At 72.1% G+C, this 17,771-nt stretch carries 16 protein-coding genes; 10 read left to right on the forward strand and 6 right to left on the reverse strand.

Annotated features, from left to right (window positions below):
• Positions 1 to 9 precede the first annotated feature (9 nt).
• From BLV24_RS04320 to BLV24_RS04335, 4 genes are all read left to right on the forward strand, one after another.
• Positions 10 to 822 carry an N-acyl homoserine lactonase family protein gene (locus BLV24_RS04320; protein WP_092679872.1) on the forward strand — a complete coding sequence of 271 codons (813 nt, stop codon included), beginning with the start codon at positions 10 to 12 and terminating at the stop codon, positions 820 to 822.
• A gap of 99 nt (positions 823 to 921) precedes the next feature.
• Positions 922 to 2,298, forward strand: a complete 1,377-nt coding sequence (locus tag BLV24_RS04325; RefSeq protein WP_092679873.1) for a M20 family metallopeptidase — start codon at positions 922 to 924, stop codon at positions 2,296 to 2,298.
• A 98-nt stretch (positions 2,299 to 2,396) separates the two neighbouring features.
• A complete protein-coding gene (locus BLV24_RS04330) occupies positions 2,397 to 4,754 on the forward strand; it encodes a hypothetical protein (protein WP_092679874.1) in 2,358 nt (785 codons plus the stop codon).
• 49 nt (positions 4,755 to 4,803) lie between these two features.
• The gene (locus BLV24_RS04335; RefSeq protein WP_092679875.1) at positions 4,804 to 5,688 is read left to right on the forward strand and encodes a class I SAM-dependent DNA methyltransferase; all 885 of its coding nucleotides are present in this window, start codon (positions 4,804 to 4,806) and stop codon (positions 5,686 to 5,688) included.
• Between the two features lie 36 nt (positions 5,689 to 5,724).
• Here the strand turns inward: BLV24_RS04335 and BLV24_RS04340 are convergent, their stop codons facing one another.
• Positions 5,725 to 6,447, reverse strand: coding sequence for an alpha/beta fold hydrolase (locus BLV24_RS04340; protein WP_092679876.1), 723 nt, complete (start codon positions 6,445 to 6,447; stop codon positions 5,725 to 5,727).
• Positions 6,448 to 6,893: 446 nt separating this feature from the next.
• Here BLV24_RS04340 and BLV24_RS04345 point away from each other — a divergent pair, with 446 nt between their 5' ends.
• The 4 genes from BLV24_RS04345 to BLV24_RS04360 all read left to right on the forward strand — a co-directional run bounded on the left by BLV24_RS04345 (position 6,894) and on the right by BLV24_RS04360 (position 10,233).
• On the forward strand, positions 6,894 to 7,883 hold the full coding sequence (locus tag BLV24_RS04345; protein WP_092679877.1) for a DMT family transporter: 990 nt from the start codon (positions 6,894 to 6,896) through the stop codon (positions 7,881 to 7,883).
• Positions 7,884 to 7,992: 109 nt separating this feature from the next.
• Positions 7,993 to 8,385: a RidA family protein gene (locus tag BLV24_RS04350; protein ID WP_092679878.1), complete on the forward strand. Its 393-nt coding sequence runs from the start codon at positions 7,993 to 7,995 to the stop codon at positions 8,383 to 8,385.
• Between the two features lie 116 nt (positions 8,386 to 8,501).
• Positions 8,502 to 9,518 (forward strand): hypothetical protein, encoded by a 1,017-nt coding sequence (locus tag BLV24_RS04355; protein ID WP_092679879.1) that lies wholly within the window; start codon positions 8,502 to 8,504, stop codon positions 9,516 to 9,518.
• Between the two features lies 1 nt (position 9,519).
• Positions 9,520 to 10,233 carry a VIT1/CCC1 transporter family protein gene (locus tag BLV24_RS04360; protein WP_092679880.1) on the forward strand — a complete coding sequence of 238 codons (714 nt, stop codon included), beginning with the start codon at positions 9,520 to 9,522 and terminating at the stop codon, positions 10,231 to 10,233.
• Positions 10,234 to 10,348: 115 nt separating this feature from the next.
• On the opposite strand, the gene lpdA is transcribed toward BLV24_RS04360, so the two are convergent.
• From lpdA to BLV24_RS04380, 4 genes are all read right to left on the reverse strand, one after another.
• Positions 10,349 to 11,743 carry a dihydrolipoyl dehydrogenase gene (lpdA, locus tag BLV24_RS04365; protein ID WP_092679881.1) on the reverse strand — a complete coding sequence of 465 codons (1,395 nt, stop codon included), beginning with the start codon at positions 11,741 to 11,743 and terminating at the stop codon, positions 10,349 to 10,351.
• A 135-nt stretch (positions 11,744 to 11,878) separates the two neighbouring features.
• Positions 11,879 to 12,475: a DUF924 family protein gene (locus BLV24_RS04370; RefSeq protein ID WP_092679882.1), complete on the reverse strand. Its 597-nt coding sequence runs from the start codon at positions 12,473 to 12,475 to the stop codon at positions 11,879 to 11,881.
• Positions 12,476 to 12,545: 70 nt separating this feature from the next.
• Positions 12,546 to 13,964 carry an MFS transporter gene (locus BLV24_RS04375; protein WP_092679883.1) on the reverse strand — a complete coding sequence of 473 codons (1,419 nt, stop codon included), beginning with the start codon at positions 13,962 to 13,964 and terminating at the stop codon, positions 12,546 to 12,548.
• 233 nt (positions 13,965 to 14,197) lie between these two features.
• On the reverse strand, positions 14,198 to 14,653 hold the full coding sequence (locus tag BLV24_RS04380) for a type II toxin-antitoxin system RatA family toxin (RefSeq protein ID WP_092679884.1): 456 nt from the start codon (positions 14,651 to 14,653) through the stop codon (positions 14,198 to 14,200).
• Between the two features lie 153 nt (positions 14,654 to 14,806).
• Here BLV24_RS04380 and hpt point away from each other — a divergent pair, with 153 nt between their 5' ends.
• On the forward strand, positions 14,807 to 15,406 hold the full coding sequence (hpt, locus tag BLV24_RS04385; RefSeq protein ID WP_092679885.1) for a hypoxanthine phosphoribosyltransferase: 600 nt from the start codon (positions 14,807 to 14,809) through the stop codon (positions 15,404 to 15,406).
• A gap of 132 nt (positions 15,407 to 15,538) precedes the next feature.
• On the opposite strand, the gene BLV24_RS04390 is transcribed toward hpt, so the two are convergent.
• A complete protein-coding gene (locus BLV24_RS04390; RefSeq protein WP_092679886.1) occupies positions 15,539 to 16,912 on the reverse strand; it encodes a tetratricopeptide repeat protein in 1,374 nt (457 codons plus the stop codon).
• A 65-nt stretch (positions 16,913 to 16,977) separates the two neighbouring features.
• Between BLV24_RS04390 and recO the strand changes: the two genes are divergently transcribed.
• The gene (gene recO / locus BLV24_RS04395) at positions 16,978 to 17,694 is read left to right on the forward strand and encodes a DNA repair protein RecO (RefSeq protein WP_092679887.1); all 717 of its coding nucleotides are present in this window, start codon (positions 16,978 to 16,980) and stop codon (positions 17,692 to 17,694) included.
• Positions 17,695 to 17,771 lie beyond the last annotated feature (77 nt).

A 17,771-nucleotide genomic window follows, 5' to 3' on the forward strand; every position in this document is an offset into this window, starting at 1 on the left:
GACACGTCCATGTCCGACGACATCTGGGAGGCCTACGCGCTGAAATACGGCGAGGTCGCCGCGCGGACCCGCAACATGAACTTCCTGGGCGGCGACGACCACGCCGCCGCCATGCCGCTGGACTTCTACATCTGGGTGCTGCGGCAGGGCGACCGGACGATCCTGGTGGACACCGGCTTCGACCGGGCGGAGGCCGCCGCCCGCGGCCGCGAGGTGGCGCGGGAGCCGGCCGAAGCCATCGCCGCCCTCGGCCTGACCCCCGACGCCATCGACGAGATCATCGTCACCCACCTGCATTACGACCATGCCGGCGGCCTGCGCCATTTCCCCAACGCGCGCTTCCACCTGCAGGAGGCCGAGATGGCCTACGCCACCGGCCCCTGCATGTGCCACGCCGCGCTCAACCACCCCTTCACCGCCGAGCATGTCTGCGACATGGTCCGCCACGTCTTTTCTGGCCGGGTGGCGTTCCATGACGGCGACGCCGAGATCGCGCCCGGCGTCACGGTGCATGCGGTGGGCGGGCATTCCAAGGGGCTGATGTCGGTGCGGGTGAAAACGCGGGAGGGCTACGTCTGCCTCGCCTCCGACGCCTCGCACTATTACGAGAACTACCTGACCGGCCGCCCCTTCCCCATCGTCGCCGACATGCGCGAGACGCTGGAGGGCTACCGCACCATCCAGGCGCTGGCCTCGCGGCCCGAGCTGGTGATCCCCGGCCATGATCCGCTGGTGCGCCGCTTCTTCCCCGAAGTGGCGGGGGGCTTCGTGTTCCGGCTCGACGCGGCGCCGCGGGATTTCGACCCGCTGGGCGCGGCCTGATGCGGCGCCGCTTGCGCCTCGCCTCCCCCGGTCGGGGCGGCTAGGCTTCGCCCGACCTCATCCAGACCCGCCCGCCCCCTATCTCCGCAGGATGCTTCCATGACCCGAGACCAGGCCGTCGCCGCCGCCGCCACCCTAGTCGATGACGGGCGGTTCGAAACCGCGCTGGGCGAGCTCGTCGCCTGCCGCACCGATGGCGAGCCGGCGGGGATCGCGGATTATCTCGACCGGCTGATCATCCCCTGGCTGACCCGGCTGGGCTTCACGCATGAGATCATGGCCAACCCCGAGCCCGGCGGCCCCCCGATCCTGCAGGCGGAGCGCATCGAGGACCCGGCCCTGCCCACCATCCTCACCTATGGCCATGGCGACACCGTGCCCACGATGGAGGGCCGCTGGCGCGAGGATCGCGACCCGCTCGCGCTCACCCCGGACGGCGATCTGCTCTATGGCCGCGGCACGGCGGACAACAAGGGCCAGCACCTGATCAACCTCATGGCGCTGGAGACGGTGCTGGAGGCCCGCGGCCGTCTCGGCTTCAACATCCGCATGGCGCTGGAGATGGGGGAGGAGGCGGGCTCGCCCGGCCTGGCGAAACTGTTCGAGGCCAATCCCGACCGCTTCGCCGCCGACGTGCTGATCGCCTCGGACGGGCCGCGGGTGCGGGCGGACCGGCCGACGATCTTCCTCGGCTCGCGCGGGGCGCTGAACTTCTCGCTGGAATGCAGGCTGCGCGAGGGGGCGCAGCATTCGGGCAACTGGGGCGGGCTGCTGCGCGATCCGGGCATCCGGCTGGCCCATGCGCTGGCCGCGATCACCGACGCCCGCGGGACCATCCATGTGCCGGAATGGCGGCCGACCTCGCTGACCAACTCGGTGCGCGAGGCCATCGCCTCCTGCCCGGTGGGCGAGGAAGGGCCGGAGATCGACCCCGACTGGGGCGAGCCCGCGCTGACCCCCGGCGAACGGGTCTGGGGCTGGAACTCCTTCGCGATCCGCGCGCTGGGGGCGGGGGATGCGGAGCGTCCGGTCAACGCCATCCAGCCGTCGGCCATCGCCCATTGCCAGCTGCGCTTCGTGGTGGGGACCGACGAGGACGACATTCTTCCCGCCCTGCGCCGGCATCTCGACCGCGAGGGGTTCTCCGACGTCGAGATCCTGTTCGACGGCGACGTGGATTTCCACGCGACCCGGCTCGACCCCGACGCGCCCTGGGCGGTGTGGACGGCGCAGAGCATGGAGCGCACCGCCGGCGCCCCTCCGGCGCGGCTGCCCAATCTCGGCGGCTCCCTGCCCAACGAGGTCTTCGCCGACATCCTCGGCCTGCCCACCGTCTGGATCCCGCATTCGCATCCCGGCTGCTCCCAGCACGCGCCGAACGAGCATACCCTGCGTCCGCTCTGCCGCGAGGCGCTGCAGCTCATGGCCGGGGTCTGGTGGGATCTGGGCGAAGGCGGGACCCCTGCCCGCGGCTGACCCGCGCGCTTGCGCCTCCCTTGTTTCGCGACGGCGGCGGGCACAATATCAGCGCGCCGCGGAGAACGGTTTCTCCGCGCCAGGACGGGAGGCGCCGCGTGTCGCCCAATGACCCCTTCGGCCGCGCCCCGGGCGAGCGCCGATCCCTGACGCGCCCGCTGGCGCTGGCGGCGATCGCGCTGGGATTCGCCGGGCTGATCGGGGCCGGCTGGCTGGAATTCGGCGACGCGACGCGACGCCCCGGGCCGGTCGTCGCGCCGGATCCGGGCGCGGCCCCGGATGCGCGGTCCCCCGTCGCCGACCCCGTCGCCGACCCCGCCCGCGCCCCCGCCCGCGCCGCGCGCGTGGAAGACCTGTCCCCGTTCGAGCGGGCCTTCTACCATCGCGGCGCGGCCGGCGTCGCGCGGCTCTACAGGGACGGGGACCGGGTGGGGGCGGAGCTGGAGGTCCTGCGCCTGGTCCGGCGTTTTCCGGGCGTGACGTCGCTGCGCATCGCCGCTGTCCGGCTGGCGGCGGAGCGCGGGGACGCCGCCGCCGCCGCCACCCAGTTCCTCGCCGCGGCGCAGGCCGGGCTGCGCGAGATCGAGCCCTATGCGACCGCGCCGCTCTATGCCGGGATGCGCAACGAAGCGGCCTACGCCTTGGCGCTGAAGCTGCTGGAGAGCAGGAGGGCCGAAGAGACCGCTGCGGCGCCTGAAGATGACGCCGCGTCCGACCCCCCGGAGGTTTCGCCCCCGCCGGCCCATGCGCCCGTCCCCGCGCCCCTGGTCGACGGCGCCGCGGTGATCGCCGCCGGCAACTCGGAATGGTCGGAGATCGACGGCGCGGTGCGGGCCTATATCTCCATGCCCCCCGCCCCGCAGGGACCGCCCCCGGTGATCGGCGGCGCCTCTCCCGCCGCCGCCCTGCTCAACCGCCTGATCGCCGCGGGCCGCGCCGCGGGCAATCACGGCGACTTCTACGAGAACCGCGACGACGACCACTCCCCCTTCGATCTCGCGCGCTTCCCGCTGATCACCCCGGTCGAGCACGCGCCCGAAGCCCGGGTCGCCGGCTTCGCCCGCAGCGCGCCGCTGGGGCTGGCGCTGACCGTGGCGGGAAAGACCGCGCCGCCGCTGTTCGGCAACTCCTCCACCGCGATCACCAAGGGCGAGGGCTGGCGCTCCATCGCCCGGCAGATGGTCAGCTCGCCCGAGACGGCGCAGGAGCTGTGGCGCGAATACGCCTCGAACCAGATCTACATCTATCCCGAGCATCGCGACCACGATCCGCTCTACGGGGACCTGTTCCCGGCCAACACGCCCTATCAGATCGTCACCCAGGGCAGTTCCTGGTCCGACCGCGCGGCGATGGAGAGCGTGGCGACGATCCTCGCCGCCTTCCGCCCCGAGACCAAGGCCGCGCTGGTGCGCGAGCGGCTGATCGCGCCCACGGTGCAGATGATCTGGCGGCGCTGCCAGGCGGGGATCGTGACCGATGCGGACTATCTCTCGCCCCGGGCGCATCCCAGCGTCTTCCCCCCCGAAACCGTCGAGCCCGAGCGCATGGTCCGCATGGCCAACGCGCTCCTGCCCGAAGAGATCCCGCCCGCGCCCCGCCTCCAGCTTCTGGATCAGCGCCGGCCGGCGAAGGGGGTCAGCCTTTTCGGCGACGGTCTGAGCGAGACCCTGTTCGAAACCCCGTCCGCCATCGCCCTGCTGTTCCGCGGGGTGGATGAGCGGATGCGTTTCACCGTCACCGCCGCGGGCTCCGTCGATCCCAACGGCCGGCCGCTGGAATTCCGCTGGGCGCTGATGCGCGGCGATCCCGAGCGGGTGACGATCCGCCCGCTGGGCGATGACGGCCAGGCGGCGGAGATCACCGTGGACTGGCAGCAGGACGTCCCGGTCCCCGGCGATCCGGCCCTGAACTCGCAGCGGGTGGAGGTGGCGGTCTTCGTGGACAACGGGGCCTGGATCTCGGCCCCCGCCTTCGTTTCGGTGGCCTTTCCACCGCGGCAGCACCGGATCTACGGGCCCGAGGGGCGGCTCGACATGGTGGATTACGATGCGCTGTCGCGGCAGGACGTCTACGCGGACCCGTTGCTCTGGCCGCTGCGGGAATGGCGCGACGTGGCGCTGCATGACCGGCAGGGGCGTCCGCTGGGCTGGACCCGCAGCGCCGACGAGTCCTTCGCCCGCTTCACCCGTCACGGCGCGCAGGTGACCGAGACCGACGACCTCGGCCGCCCGGTCCGCGCCGTGTCGATGGCCTATCCGGTGCTCAACGAAGGCCCCTACCAGCGCCGCGTGGCGCAGCTGCCCGCGGGGCGCGAACTGCTTTACGACTATGCCGGGCCCGACGACCTGCAGGGCGTGGCGCGGCTTGCGCCGCCCCGCGCACCGGACGCCGCGGCCCCGTCGTCCGACGGCGCCCCGCCCGCGCCTGCCGCCACCGACGCCTTTTCCGCCGACTGACGCGCGATTTCCGCGCCGCCCGTCAGCCTCTCATCCAGGACCCCCGATCATGACCGACGACCAGCCCTCCCCCGACCCGGAGGCCGAGACCGAAACCGACCCGCTCACGCTGGCCTATGACCGCGCGCTGACGCGGGAGAAGGCGGGCGACGCGCTCGGCGCCGCCGAGGCCTGGCGCGAGGTGCTGGCGCTCGATCCCGCCGACCATGGCGGCGCGGCGGTGCGGCTGGCGGCGCTGGGCGCGGCGGCGGACCCGGACCGGGCCTCGCCGGCCTATGTGGCGACGCTGTTCGACCAGCACGCCGCGTCCTTCGAGGACATCCTCGTGGGCAAGCTCGGCTACCGCGCGCCCGAGCGGCTGGCGCAGCTGATCGAGGCGACCGGCGGGCGCAAGGACGCGGATGGCGACGACACGCTCGCCCTGCTCGACCTGGGCTGCGGCACCGGGCTGATGGCGGCGGCGCTGGGACCGCTCGCGGGCCATGCCACCGGCGTCGACCTGTCCGAGGAGATGCTGGGCGAGGCCGATGAGCGCGAGCTCTACGACGAACTCTATGTGGGCGACGCGGTGGCCTTCCTGCACGCCCCGGCGGAGGACGAGGACGGCGACGTCGCCGGTCCCTGGGACCTGATCTGCGCCGCCGACGTGCTGCCCTATCTGGGCGCGCTGGAGGATCTGTTCTCCGGCGTCTTCGCGCAGCTGCATCCGGGCGGGCGCTTCGCGTTCTCGACCGAGACGCTCTCCCCCGCCGCCTTCGACGGCCGGCCCTGGCGCATCGGCCCCCACCAGCGTTTCCACCATTCGGAAGCCTATATCCGCGACGGGCTCGCCGCCGCGGGGTTCGAGATCCTGGTGGTCGAGGACTGGGTGATCCGCACCAATCTCGGCGATCCCGAGCCCGGTCACCTGGTGGTCGCCCGCCGCCCGGCCTGAGCCCGGCGGCGGGCGGGCGGGCGGGCGGGCGCGGATTCAGTCCAGTTTGGCGAGGAAGGCGTTGACCGCTTCGGCCACCGCTTCGGGCGCCTCGTTGGGCAGGAGATGGCCGCCCTTGATGCAGGCGTATTCGCCCTGCGGCATGGCGGCGGCCATCTTCTCCATGGTCCGGGCGGGCGCGGTGGCGTCGTCGTCGCCCGCGAGGCAGAGCGCCGGCTGGCTCACCCGCTCCAGGTCCGCGCGGCGATTGAAGGTGGTCAGGCAGCGGACCACGTCGCGATAGACCTTCTCCGGCAGCGCCCCCATCGAGTCGACGAAGCGCGCCACCCGCGCCTCCGACACCCCGCGGGCCTCCAGATCTTTCGCCGAGCCGCGGGCGAGTTCGGGCATGGTCATCCCCTCGTCCAGCGGCTTCAGGCGGGCGGCGAGGAACTGCGTCTTGAAGCTGTCGTCGCGGCCGCCGAAGGCCGGCGAGGTGGCGATGGCGACGAAGGCGCGGACCTTGCCGGGATGGGTCAGCGCGGTTTCCAGCGCCAGCATGCCGCCGAAGGAATGGCCGACGATCACCGCCTCGCCGTCCGCCAGGGCGTCGATCTTGCCCGCCAGCCAGTCGGCGAGCCCCGCGAAGCTGGCCTCGCCGCCCCAGGGCTCGTCGCCCCAGCCCGGCAGGTTCAGCGCGACCGAGCCGGGGACCAGCGGGGTCACGTCATGGAAACTCTCGGCGCCGGCGCCGATGCCGTGGATGAAGATGACGGTCATGCCTTGGGGCTCCTCTCCCGTTGCGGCCGGTCTGGGCGCCGGCGGTCGGGCGACACAGGACGCGGCGCGGGGCGTGAGGTCAAGGCGGCGCGGGGGCCGGGGGACGCGCGGTCGCGGTCCTTCTCCGGTCCCTCTGCGCTCCGCCCGCTCCGGCTGCCCCCGGTTCCCGTGGGGGGCCGGGGCGAGCCGATGCTCCCCCCCGCCCCTGCGGGCAACCCGCGCCCCGGTCGCCTCGCCGCGCGGGCGCCCCCCTGACCACCGGCGCGAGGCGCGTCGCGCGGCGTCCTCGGCGGATCGCCGGCGGCAAGGGTGGTTGCCCCCGCGCAACCACCCGGACCCGAGCGACGCCGCCATCCCGCCGCCGTGGTGGACAGCTCCCCTCCCCGCCGCTAGTTCGATCCCCGGCGCGCCCCGACGCGCAAACCACACGCCGGACCTCCATTCCCATGACCCGTCCCGATCCCTCGGCCGTCCCCTCGGCCGCGCCCGTGGCGCCCATGCCGATCGTCGTCGCGACCGACGCCGCCTCCGCATCCTCTCCTCCCGTCTCCGCCGCCGAAACCCGCCGCGGCTTCATCCTCGTGGCGCTCGGCGTCATGGTCTTCGTGCCCGATGCGCTGGTGATGCGGCTGGTGGACATCGACGCCTTCGCCATGGCGGTCTGCCGGGGCGTGTTCGGCGGCCTGGTGATGACGCTGGGCTGCGTCATCGCCTATGGCCGCGCCCTGCCCGCCGCGATCCGCGCGCTCGGCCCCTGGGGGATCGCGCTGGCCGGGCTCGAGGCCGCCTCGACCGTGCTGTTCTGCCTGTCCATCGCCTGGACCTCGGTCGCCAACGCCATGCTGGCCTTCGCCGCCACCCCGATGCTCGCCGCCCTCATCGCCCGCGTGGCGCTGGGCGAGCGGATCCCCGCCCAGACCGCCGCCGCCATCGCCGCCACGGTCGCGGGCCTCGGCCTCGTCGCCTTCGGGACCTGGACCGAGGGGGGCCTGGGCTTCGCGGGGCTTGCCGCCGGCCTGCTCTCGGCGCTGACCATCGCGCTGTTCTTCGTGCTGCTGCGCGTGCTCAAGGCCAATTCCGCGGCCCCGGTGATCGGACCGGGCTGGCTGCTGGGGGCGGTGATCGCCCTGCCCTTCGCCACGTTCGAGCCGATGACCGCCGGCCAGTGGATCGGCGCCTTCGCCACCGGCGGCGTGATCCTGCCGCTGGCCATCACCCTGGTCGCCTGGGGCTCGCGCTCCCTGCCCGCGGCGGAGACCTCGATGATGACCCTGCTCGAGGTCGTGGCCGGCCCGATCCTGGTCTGGGCGGTGATCGGCGAATTCCCGGGCGCCTGGACGCTGGCCGGCGGCGCGGTGGTGCTGGCCGCGCTGACGCTGCATTCCCTGTGGCGGCTGCGCGGGGGCGCGGGGCGCGCCGCCGCCGCCGCGGCCTGACCCCGCGGGGGCCGGGGCTGGCGCAGCCCCGGCCGGCGAGGCAGGATCGGCCCCGCCAAGCGCCCGACAAGCCCCCCGCCAAGCCCCCGCCCAACCGGAGCCCCGACCCGTGAAATCCCACACCCCGCCCGAGATCCGCCCCCCCTTCGCGCACTATTCCCACGGCATCGAGGTCGGGCCCGGCGCCCGCTGGCTGTTCTCCTCCGGCCAGCTCGGGCTCGCCCCCGACGACAGCCTGCCCGAGGGGGCCGAGGCCCAGGCCGAGCGCGCCTTCGCCAATCTCGACGCGGTGCTCGCCTCCGCCGGCATGACCCGCGCCGACGTGGTCCGGCTGAACAGCTTCGTCACCGCGCGCGAGCACATGGCGGGCTACATGGCGGCGCGCGACCGCTGGGTGGCGGGGCTGGACCCCGCGCCGGCCTCGACCCTGGTCATCGTCGCCGGCTTCACCCGCCCCGAATTCGTGGTGGAGATCGAGATGACCGCGGCGCGCGAGCCCTGAAGGCCACGGTCCCGCGACCTCGCGCCCCATCCGCGCCGCAATGCCTCCGCCTCCGGGGCCGGATCGGTTAACGTCCCCAAGCGCCCCCCTTCGCACGCCGAGCCCGGAACCTGGCCATGCCGAGACCCAGCCCCGTCGCCCCCGCCGCCGACCGCCCCGCGTTTCCCCGACCCCGCCGGCAGGCGGTCCGCGCCGTCGCGGCCGCGCTTTCGCTGGCCCTCGCCGCCGCGCCCGCGCAGGGCGCGGATGTCGGCGGCGGCCTGTTGCGGCTGGTCAACGCCAACGTCTCCGACAAGGCCACGGGCGCGCTCGCCATGCTCGGCATGACCCTGGTGCCGAGCGAGACCGCCTCCACCCTCTACCTCAACACCGGCTCGGGCGAGGGGATGGACTACCAGGCCTCGCAGCTTGGCGGCGCCTTCACGGTGTCGGAGAGCTTCCCGCTCTATCTCGAGGGATTCGCAGGATATTCGCGTTACGATCCGGTCTTCGTCTTCACCGACGGGGTCGACCAGTCGCGGCTGCCCACCAAGTGGACCAGCATCGGCGCCACCGGCGGCGTCGGGTGGGATTTCAAGCTCACCGACACGCTGGTCCTGCGCCCGATCTTCAACGTCGCGCTCGGCCATGTGGAAAGCGACGCCCGTCTGCTCGGCCGCATCGTGTCGAACCGGCTGGATGTGGATCTCGATTTCCTCAAGGACGGGTCGATGACCGCCGGCGGGCTCGGCGCCTCGGTGATGCTCGACTACGCCTATTACCGGCCCGAGCATGAGATCGACATCGAGCTGCGCTACACCCACATGCATCTGGAGCCGATCCTGGGCTCCGACGCCATCAACGCCTCCTCCGACGCGATGACGCTGGGGCTGTGGTCGCGGCTGCGGGTGCCGACCGGGATCACGATGTTCGGAGGGCCGCTGCGGTCGGTGTTCGAGTTCTCCGGCTCGCTCCTGCCCGGCGACCAGGGCGAGGTGCTGCACACCGGGTGGCTGGCGCAGATCGGCACGGGGCTGGAATTCGACACGTCCAAGACCTGGGTGCCGCTGGTCACCCGCACAAGGATCATGCTGCGCTACACTCAGGGCGAGGAGCTGACCGGGTTCTCCGTCGGCCTCGCCGCCAGCTTCTGAGATGGGCGAGGCCGCGCCGGGCAAGGGCGCCGCCGGCCGGCTGGGCGACGTGCTGCGCGAGCTGGTCTATGGCGGCAATGACGGCGTGGTCACCACCTTCGCCATCGTCGCCGGGTTCGAAGGCGCGGGCGCGGAGGGGGCGGCGGAGGTCGGGGGCGCCGCCGTGCTGCTCTTCGGGCTGGCCAACCTCTTCGCCGACGCCACCGCGATGGGGCTGGGGGCGTTTCTCGCCGCCCGCTCGGCCGACGACGTGTCGCGGGCCCGCCATGCGGTCCGCGAGCGGGCGCGGGCGGCGGACCCGGAGGGCGCGAGGGCAGACGTCGCCGCGGCGCTGCGGGCGCGCGGACTGGAGGCGGAGGACGCGCAGGCCATGGCCGGCATCCTCGCCCGCGCGCCGGAGCTGGACGCGGATTTCGCGGATGGAAGACTGGGGCCCGCGCCGGCGGAGGCGGAGCGTCCGGTGCGCGGCGCGCTGGCGACCTTCGCGAGCTTCGTGACCTGCGGCGCGGCGCCGCTCGCCCCCTACCTGCTGGGCGTGTCGGGCGACGCGGCGTTCGGCCTGTCGCTGACGGCCTCGCTGGGGGCGCTGGCGGGACTGGGATTGCTGCGCTGGCGGGTCAGCGACCTTCCCGCGGCGCGCGCATTGGGGGAAACGCTGGCCGTGGGCATCGCCTGCGGGGCCGTCGCCTACGCCGTCGGGCTGGCGTTCCGGTGACCTGTCATTCCGGTTGAGGTTCCGATCGCAACCGCTGGACGCGAAATGGTTTTACCCCAAGCCGGGGCCTTCTCGCCCACTATGTGAAGAGCGCGCGAGAAGAGGTTGATCCGGCTCAGAAATGCAGCGCCCGGCCATAGGCGGACAGAACGCTCTCATGCATCATCTCGGAGAGCGTGGGATGCGGGAACACCGTTTCCATCAGCTCGGCCTCGGTGGTCTCCAGCGTCTTGCCGACTACATAGCCCTGGATCAGCTCGGTCACTTCGGCGCCGACCATATGCGCGCCCAGCAGCTCTCCCGTGCCGGCGTCGAAGATGGTCTTGATCAGCCCCTCCGGCTCGCCCAGCGCGATGGCCTTGCCGTTGCCGATGAAGGGGAAACGACCGACCTTCACCTCATGCCCCGCCGCCTTGGCCTTGGCCTCGGTCAGCCCGACGGAGGCGATCTGCGGGTGGCAATAGGTGCAGCCGGCGATGGAGGTGGCGGGCGTCGCATGGGCGTTCCGCCCCGCGATCAGCTCGGCCACCATCACGCCTTCATGGCTGGCCTTGTGCGCGAGCCACGGCGCGCCGGCGATGTCGCCGATGGCCCATAGCCCCGCCACGCCGGTGCGGCACTGCTTGTCCACGACCACATGCGACCGGTCGACCTTCACCCCGGCCTCTTCCAGCCCGAGCCCCTCGACATTGCCGACGATGCCGACGGCGGAGATCACGGTATCGACCTCCAGCGTCTCGGTCTTTCCGTCCTTCTCGATATGGGCGACGACCTTGCCCCTGGACTTCTCCAGCTTGGCGACCTTGGTGCCTTCGCGGATCTTCATTCCCTGTTTCTCGAAGGATTTCCGGGCGAAGGCGGCGATTTCCTCATCCTCGACGGGAAGGATGCGCTCCATCACCTCGACGACCGTGGTTTCGGCCCCGAGCGTGTTGAAAAAGCTCGCGAATTCGATCCCGATGGCGCCTGACCCGATGACCAGCAGTTTCCTGGGCATCCGGGGCGGGTTCAGCGCGTCCTTGTAGTTCCAGACCTGGTCGCCGTCGCGCTCCAGCCCCGGCAGTTCGCGGGCCCGGGCGCCGGTGGCGAGGATGATGTCCTTGGCGGTCAGCACCCGCTCGCCCTTGTCGGTCTTGACCGAGACCTTGCCCTTGCCGGCGAGCTTGGCCTCCCCGGACACGACCTCGATCTTGTTCTTTTTCATCAGGTGGCCGATGCCGGAGACCAGCTGCGCCGAGACCTTGCGCGACCGCTTGACCACCGCGTCGAGGTCGAAGTCGACCCCCTCCGCCTTCAGCCCGAACTCCTTGGCCCGGTGCATCAGGTGGAAGACCTCGGCCGAGCGCAGCAGCGCCTTGGTCGGGATGCAGCCCCAGTTGAGGCAGATGCCGCCGAGGTGCTCCCGCTCCACCACCGCGGTCTTCAGGCCGAGCTGCGCGGCCCGGATCGCGGCGACGTAGCCGCCGGGGCCTGCGCCGATCACGACGACGTCGAATGAGTCCGCGGCCATGGGCTTTTCTCCCGTCCGGTTGTCCTGTTGTCTTCGGCATTTACCTCACGGCGAGGGCGCGCGTGAAGCGAAAGCGTCGCAAGCATGTTGCGAAGTGATGCGGGATCGGGACCCATTGGGTCCGCGCCGCGCCCGTCAGGCGGCCCTCCCCGCCCGTTCCGCCTGCAGGCGGCGGACCTCGACCATGTAGCCGCCCTCCTCCATCCACGCGATTTCCTCCTCGGTGGAGACGCGGCCGAGGGCGTCGTTGCGATAGGGGAAGCGGCCGAAGCGGGCGATGACGGCGCGATGCGCCTCCGCGTGCAGGCCGCGATCCGGGGTCGGCGGGCCCATGCGGCTATGGGCGAGATGCACGCAGAGATCCTGGTCGGCCATCGCCTCGGAATGGGCGAAGGGGAGGTAGAGGAAATTGCGCGCCTCCAGGGGCGTGGCGAGGTCGTGGCCGGCGGCGATCGCCATGCGCGCGATGCGCCGGGCGCGGGCGTCGGTGGCGAAGCTGAGGCCCGAGCCGCGGAACATGTTGCGCGGAAACTGGTCGATGAGGATCAGCAGGCCCAGGGCGCCGGCGGGCGTGCCGCGCCAATGATCGAAGGCCCCGCCGCGCGCCGCCTTCCAGGTCGGCAGGTAGCGCCGGCGGATCCGCTCATCCAGAGCCTCGCCGCCGCCATACCAGCCGGCGGGCCCGACCTGGTTCAGCCAGAAATCGACGATCTCGCGGGCGGATGCGGTCATGGGGCGGTCCTCTGCGCTTAGGGTCCCGCCAACACGGCGCAAGCGGGGGCGGAGGTCAAGCCCGCGCGGGTCAGGCCCCGCCGCCTCCGCCCGCCCCGGAAAGCCGCTTCTCATGCGCGTCGGAGGAGGGCGGGGGCGCGGTCTCGGGCTCGGGTTCGGAGGCGTCTTCGCCGTCCTGTTCCGATCCCTTCCCGGCCTCCGCCTCCGCCTCCGCCTCCGCTTCGGCCTCCGCCTCGCGCTCGGCCTCGATCTGGGCGGTCTTCTCCTCGGCGTATTCGATCGCGTAATCCGCGGCGACCGGCGTGACGCCCGGCGCGACCGGAGCGTGGACGGCGGTATCCTCCACCGCCACGGCGGGGCGGCGGGTCATGCGCCAGGCGGCGTAGCCGGCCATGCCGCCGAACATCGCGGCGAGGAATCCGAAAAAGGCCCAGGCGCCGAAATAGGACATCAGCGCGCCGACCATCACCGGCCCGCCCACCGCGCCGACCCCGTTCAGGAACAGCATCCCGCCGGAGGCCGCGGCCCGCTGGTCGGGCGCGAGATAGTCGTTGGTATGCGAGATCAGCAGCGAATAGAGCGGGTTGGCGATGCCGCCCACCAGCGCCGACATGGCCAGAACCACCGTGACATAGGCCTCCGCCGCGATGCCGATGAGCCCTGCCAGCGTGCCGATCACCGTCATGATCAGGATCAGGAGACGACGATCCATGCGGTCCGACAGCCATCCGATCGGGTATTGGGTGATCAGCCCGCCCACATAGATCAGCGCCACGAAGACCGAGATCTCCGCCACGGTGAAGCCGCGCTCGGTGCCGTAGACCGAGGCCATGCCGAACACCGCCGAGAACACCGCGCCGAGGAACACCGTGCCCACGAAGCCCAGCGGCGAGGCGCGGAACAGCGCGCCCAGGCTCATCAGCTTGGCGGTCTGGTGCACCGGCGCCGGAGAGACCGAGAGCAGGATCGGCGCGAAGCTCAGCGACACCGCGACCGAGATCAGCACGAACAGCTCATAGCCGCCCGGATCGGCGACGTTGAGCAGCGCCTGCGCCGCCACCACGCCGAGCATCTGCACGATCATGTAGAGCGACAGCGCCTTGCCGCGGGTTTCGTTGGTGGCGCTGTCGTTCAGCCAGCTTTCGGCCACCACGTAGACGGCGGCGAAGCAGGCCCCGACCGCGATGCGCATCAGCCCCCAGGCCCAGACATTGGGGAGGGCGGCGTAAAGGATGAACACCGCCGAGATCACCGAGGCCATGGCCGCGAAGACCCGCACATGGCCGACCCGGCGGATCATTTCGGGCGCGGCGCGGGAGCTGACCAGGAAGCCGAGGAAATAGCCGGACATGACCACCGACATCTCGGTCGCGGTGAACCCCTCCAGCGCGCCGCGGATGCCGAGCAGCGAGGCCTGCATGCCGTTGCCGAGCATCAGCAGGAGCATGCCGAACAGCAGCGCCCAGGTGTTGGAAAGCAGAGCGAACATGGGGGGCCTCATCGCGGGACCGGCGGACCGGGCGCGCGGGAATGGGGAGGGCGTGGGGGATTCGTCCCTCGGATCGGGGCGGACCCTGCCCTTGCGCGCCGCGCGGGTCTTGAGCTTTAGCGACGCCGGGAGTCGGTTTCGTTAATCCCGGCTGCGACAGACTCGACCGAAACCGGCGCGAATGTCCGCGAAGCCTGGAGAGTCCACGCGACCGGCGCGCGGAAGCGTCCGGCTCAGCCCGACCCGTAGAGCGCGTCGGCCCGCGTCTCGAAGGCCCGCACGATGCGCTGCATGGCCTCGTTGAACACCACCCCGATCAGCTTTTGCAGCACGATCGAGCGGAACTCGAAATCCACGAAGAAATCGACGTCGCAGCCGCCATCCTCGCGCGGGTCGAACTTCCAGTGGTTGTTGAGATAGCGGAACGGCCCGTCGAGATAGGCGACGTCGATCCGCCGCTCCTGCGGGAACAGGGTGACGCGGGAGCCGAACTTCTCACGGAAGACCTTGAACGAGATGACCAGATCGGCGTCCAGCACCTCGGACCCGTCGGGCTGCGGGGTGCGGGCGCGGATGCGCGCGGCCGAGCACCAGGGCAGGAACTCGGGATAGGAGGGCACGTCGGCGATCAGGGCGTACATCTGATCGGCGCTGTAGGGCATCGTGCGTTTTTCGGCATGGGTCGGCATGGCTTCAATCCCTACGCGTCCGCCTTGAAACCGCGAAGGGGCGCGGAGGGGGGCCAATCGTCGCGCCCGGGCGAGCGGATCGGGGGCGGGACAAGCAGGCCGCCGCGCCCTATCCTGCGGGCCGACCGCAGGAGCCCAGGGGAGGCACGCGCCATGTGCGCCGCAAACGCGACGACCAGGGGCGCCCGGCCCCGCACCGAAGGCCCGCTGACCGGCCCGGATGGCAAGGCCTACGTGATCGACCAGCTGATCTCGGCCAAGTCCATCGCCGCGAGGGTGGAGGCCTTGGCCCACGAGATCTCGGATCACTTCGAGGGGACCGAGAAGCTGGTGGTGGTGGGGCTGCTGCGCGGCTCCTTCGTGTTCATCGCCGACATCGCCCGCGAAATCGCGCTGCCCATGGAGATCGATTTCATGGAGGCGTCGTCCTACGGCTCGTCGATGGAATCCTCGCGCGAGGTGCGGATCCTCAAGGACCTGCGCGGCGAGATCGAGGGGCGCGACGTGCTGGTGGTGGAGGACATCGTGGACACCGGCTTCACCCTGCATCATGTCCTGCACATGCTGCGCGCCCGCAAGCCGCGGCGGCTGGAGGTCTGCGCCCTGCTCGACAAGCCGAGCCGGCGGGAGGCGGAGGTGGATGTCCGCTTCACCGGCTTCACCATCCCGGACGAGTTCGTGGTGGGTTACGGCATCGACTATGCCCAGCGGAACCGGAACCTGTCCTATATCGGCAAGGTGCGCTTCGTCTGAGACGGACGTCTCACGGGCGGGGGGGGGAGCGCGTGTGGTGGGGGGGGCGCGGCGGGTTTGCACCCGCCCTACGGCGCGGCGCCCCCGCTCGCAGGGCGGGCGCCGATACGCCTCCCTCCCCGGCCGCGCCGCCTAATCCAGTTCGGCGAGCGCGGCCCGCACCCGCGCTTCGGCCGCGCCGGCCTCTCCCGGCAGGCCCAGATCCGCATAGACCCCGGCCAGCGCGCGGTTGGAGGGGACGGACATGGGTTCGAACCCCCGTCGCCGTTCCAGCGCCTGCTGGGCCGCGACCAGCCGGCCGCAGCGGATCAGCGCGTCGAGCCAGAGCTGTTCGAACAGGTCCCGCTGGGCGTGGCTGCCCCCGGCCTCCCACAGCCGCGGCAACGCCTCTCCCAGACGATCCGCCGCCCGGCTCCAGTCGCCCGCGGCATGGGCGGCGATCCCTTCGGCGGCCGGCAGGACCACCTCGGCCCAGACCGCGCGATCCTCGGCCGGGGCCTCGGCGCGGGCGCGGAACCCGTCCATCATCTCCGCCGCCGCCCGCCCCCGGCCCGAGCGCGCCAGCCCGTAGAGATATTGCAGGCTGAGAAACCCGTTGACGAAATCGCCGGTGCGGGGCGCGAGATGCGCGCCCACGTCTTCCCAGCGATCGCCCACGTCGACGCCCGCGATCTCCAGCCGCGCCAGCAGGCTCACGGCGCCGATCTGGTCCTGGGAATAGCCTTTCTCCAACCCCCAGCAACGCTCGTCATAGGCCCGCAGCGCGGCCCCGAAATCCCCCTGGCTGATGGCGAACAGCGCGTAATGCCACCAGTTGTGGCTCAGCATGAAGGAGTTCAGGTCCGTCCAGCTGTCGGCCATGTCCTCCAGGAAGGCCCGCCCCTCGGCGATGCGGCCCTGGGTGAGGTGGATATGGGCGAGCGCGTGATGGGCCCAGGGCTCCCGCCGCTGGATCGCGACGGCGCGCAGGGCGGCGTCCTCGGCCTCGGCCAGCATGTGGCACTGCTCGAACCCGAAGGCGAGCATCCCGTGGCTATGGGCGAGATCCGGCCGCCCCCCGACCACCATGTGCCCCACCGCCAGCATCCCCGGCGCGTCGCCGCGGTTGAACTGGTGGTATTGGGTGATCTTGGCGAGCGCGAGATCCGCGGGATGGGCCGCCACCCCCTCCCGCCCCAGCGCGATGGCGCGGGGCATGTCGCCGTCCGCCCAGGCGGCGAGGGCGGCGAGCGTGATCCGCTCGCGTTCCGTCGTGCCGGCGACGTTCGCGGCGGCGCGGTCCAGCCAGGGACGGGCGAGGGACGGGGCGTCCGGCGTCTCCAGGAACAGGTGCAGCGCGCCGGCATAGGCGTTGGCCAGCATGTTGGACGGGTTCGCCTGCGCCGCGGCCAGCACGTTGGCGGCCCGCTCCTCGTAGCCCACGAAGCCGCCCACGAAATCCGAGATCGCCCCGGCCGTGGCGTCGTCTTCGGCGGTGATCGGGTTTCCGGCCCAGTCTGCGCGCATGCGATCCTCCCGGTTGACCGAGGCGAGGCTAGCGCGCCCGGCCTCCGCCGGCTAGAGATCGAGGCATGGAATGGCGCGACGAAGGGCTGCTCCTGTCCGTGCGGCGGCATGGAGAGGGGGCGGCGATCCTCGACATCTTCACGGCCGGTCACGGGCGCCATTCCGGGGTGGCGCCAGGCGGAGGCTCGCGCCGCATGGCGCCGGTGATGCAACCCGGCGCGCAGCTTTCGGTGGAATGGAAGGCGCGGCTCGAAAGCCATATGGGCGCCTGGCGGCCCGAGCCGATCCGCTCGCGTTCCGCGGCGATCATGTCGGACCGGCGCGCGCTGGCGGCGATCGGGTCCATCGGCGCCCTGCTCGCCTTCCTGCCCGAACGCGAGCCGCATCCCGCGCTCTACGCCCGCACGGTCACGCTGGCCGACGCGCTGGGGACGGACCCGGACTGGCCGGCGCTCTACGCCTTGTGGGAACTGGCGCTGCTGGATGAGCTGGGCTTCGGGCTCGACCTTTCGGAATGCGCGGCCACGGGGGGGCGGGAGGATCTGGTCTGGATCTCGCCGCGCTCCGGCCGGGCGGTGAGCGGGGAGGCCGGCGCGCCCTATGCCGACAGGCTGATCCCCCTGCCCGGCCTGTTCCTCGGCCGGGCCGAGACCGCGCCGGAGGACATCGCCGCGGCCCTGCGCGCCACCGGCCATTTCCTGCGCCACCACGCGGCCCCCGCCTTCGGGCGCGACGGCCCGCCCGAAGCGCGGGAGCGGTTGGCGGCGCTGTTCGGGACCTGAGGCGCGGCGGGTTCGCACCCGCCCTACGGGTGAGACGACCGTCTCAAACCGCCCATCCGTCGCGATTCCCACGGGAG

It is taken from the genome of Albimonas donghaensis (genome assembly GCF_900106695.1).
GTDB classification, from domain to species: domain Bacteria; phylum Pseudomonadota; class Alphaproteobacteria; order Rhodobacterales; family Rhodobacteraceae; genus Albimonas; species Albimonas donghaensis.

Bases quoted from the DNA above. Each gene is read 5' to 3' on its own strand.
- BLV24_RS04320 (WP_092679872.1), top strand. From the start codon at position 10: ATGTCCGACGACATCTGGGAGGCCTACGCGCTGAAATACGGCGAGGTC.
- BLV24_RS04325 (WP_092679873.1), top strand. From the start codon at position 922: ATGACCCGAGACCAGGCCGTCGCCGCCGCCGCCACCCTAGTCGATGAC.
- BLV24_RS04335 (WP_092679875.1), top strand. From the start codon at position 4,804: ATGACCGACGACCAGCCCTCCCCCGACCCGGAGGCCGAGACCGAAACC.
- BLV24_RS04340 (WP_092679876.1), bottom strand. From the start codon at position 6,447: ATGACCGTCATCTTCATCCACGGCATCGGCGCCGGCGCCGAGAGTTTC.
- BLV24_RS04345 (WP_092679877.1), top strand. From the start codon at position 6,894: ATGACCCGTCCCGATCCCTCGGCCGTCCCCTCGGCCGCGCCCGTGGCG.
- BLV24_RS04355 (WP_092679879.1), top strand. From the start codon at position 8,502: ATGCCGAGACCCAGCCCCGTCGCCCCCGCCGCCGACCGCCCCGCGTTT.
- BLV24_RS04360 (WP_092679880.1), top strand. From the start codon at position 9,520: ATGGGCGAGGCCGCGCCGGGCAAGGGCGCCGCCGGCCGGCTGGGCGAC.
- lpdA (WP_092679881.1), bottom strand. From the start codon at position 11,743: ATGGCCGCGGACTCATTCGACGTCGTCGTGATCGGCGCAGGCCCCGGC.
- BLV24_RS04370 (WP_092679882.1), bottom strand. From the start codon at position 12,475: ATGACCGCATCCGCCCGCGAGATCGTCGATTTCTGGCTGAACCAGGTC.
- BLV24_RS04375 (WP_092679883.1), bottom strand. From the start codon at position 13,964: ATGTTCGCTCTGCTTTCCAACACCTGGGCGCTGCTGTTCGGCATGCTC.
- BLV24_RS04380 (WP_092679884.1), bottom strand. From the start codon at position 14,653: ATGCCGACCCATGCCGAAAAACGCACGATGCCCTACAGCGCCGATCAG.
- hpt (WP_092679885.1), top strand. From the start codon at position 14,807: ATGTGCGCCGCAAACGCGACGACCAGGGGCGCCCGGCCCCGCACCGAA.
- BLV24_RS04390 (WP_092679886.1), bottom strand. From the start codon at position 16,912: ATGCGCGCAGACTGGGCCGGAAACCCGATCACCGCCGAAGACGACGCC.
- recO (WP_092679887.1), top strand. From the start codon at position 16,978: ATGGAATGGCGCGACGAAGGGCTGCTCCTGTCCGTGCGGCGGCATGGA.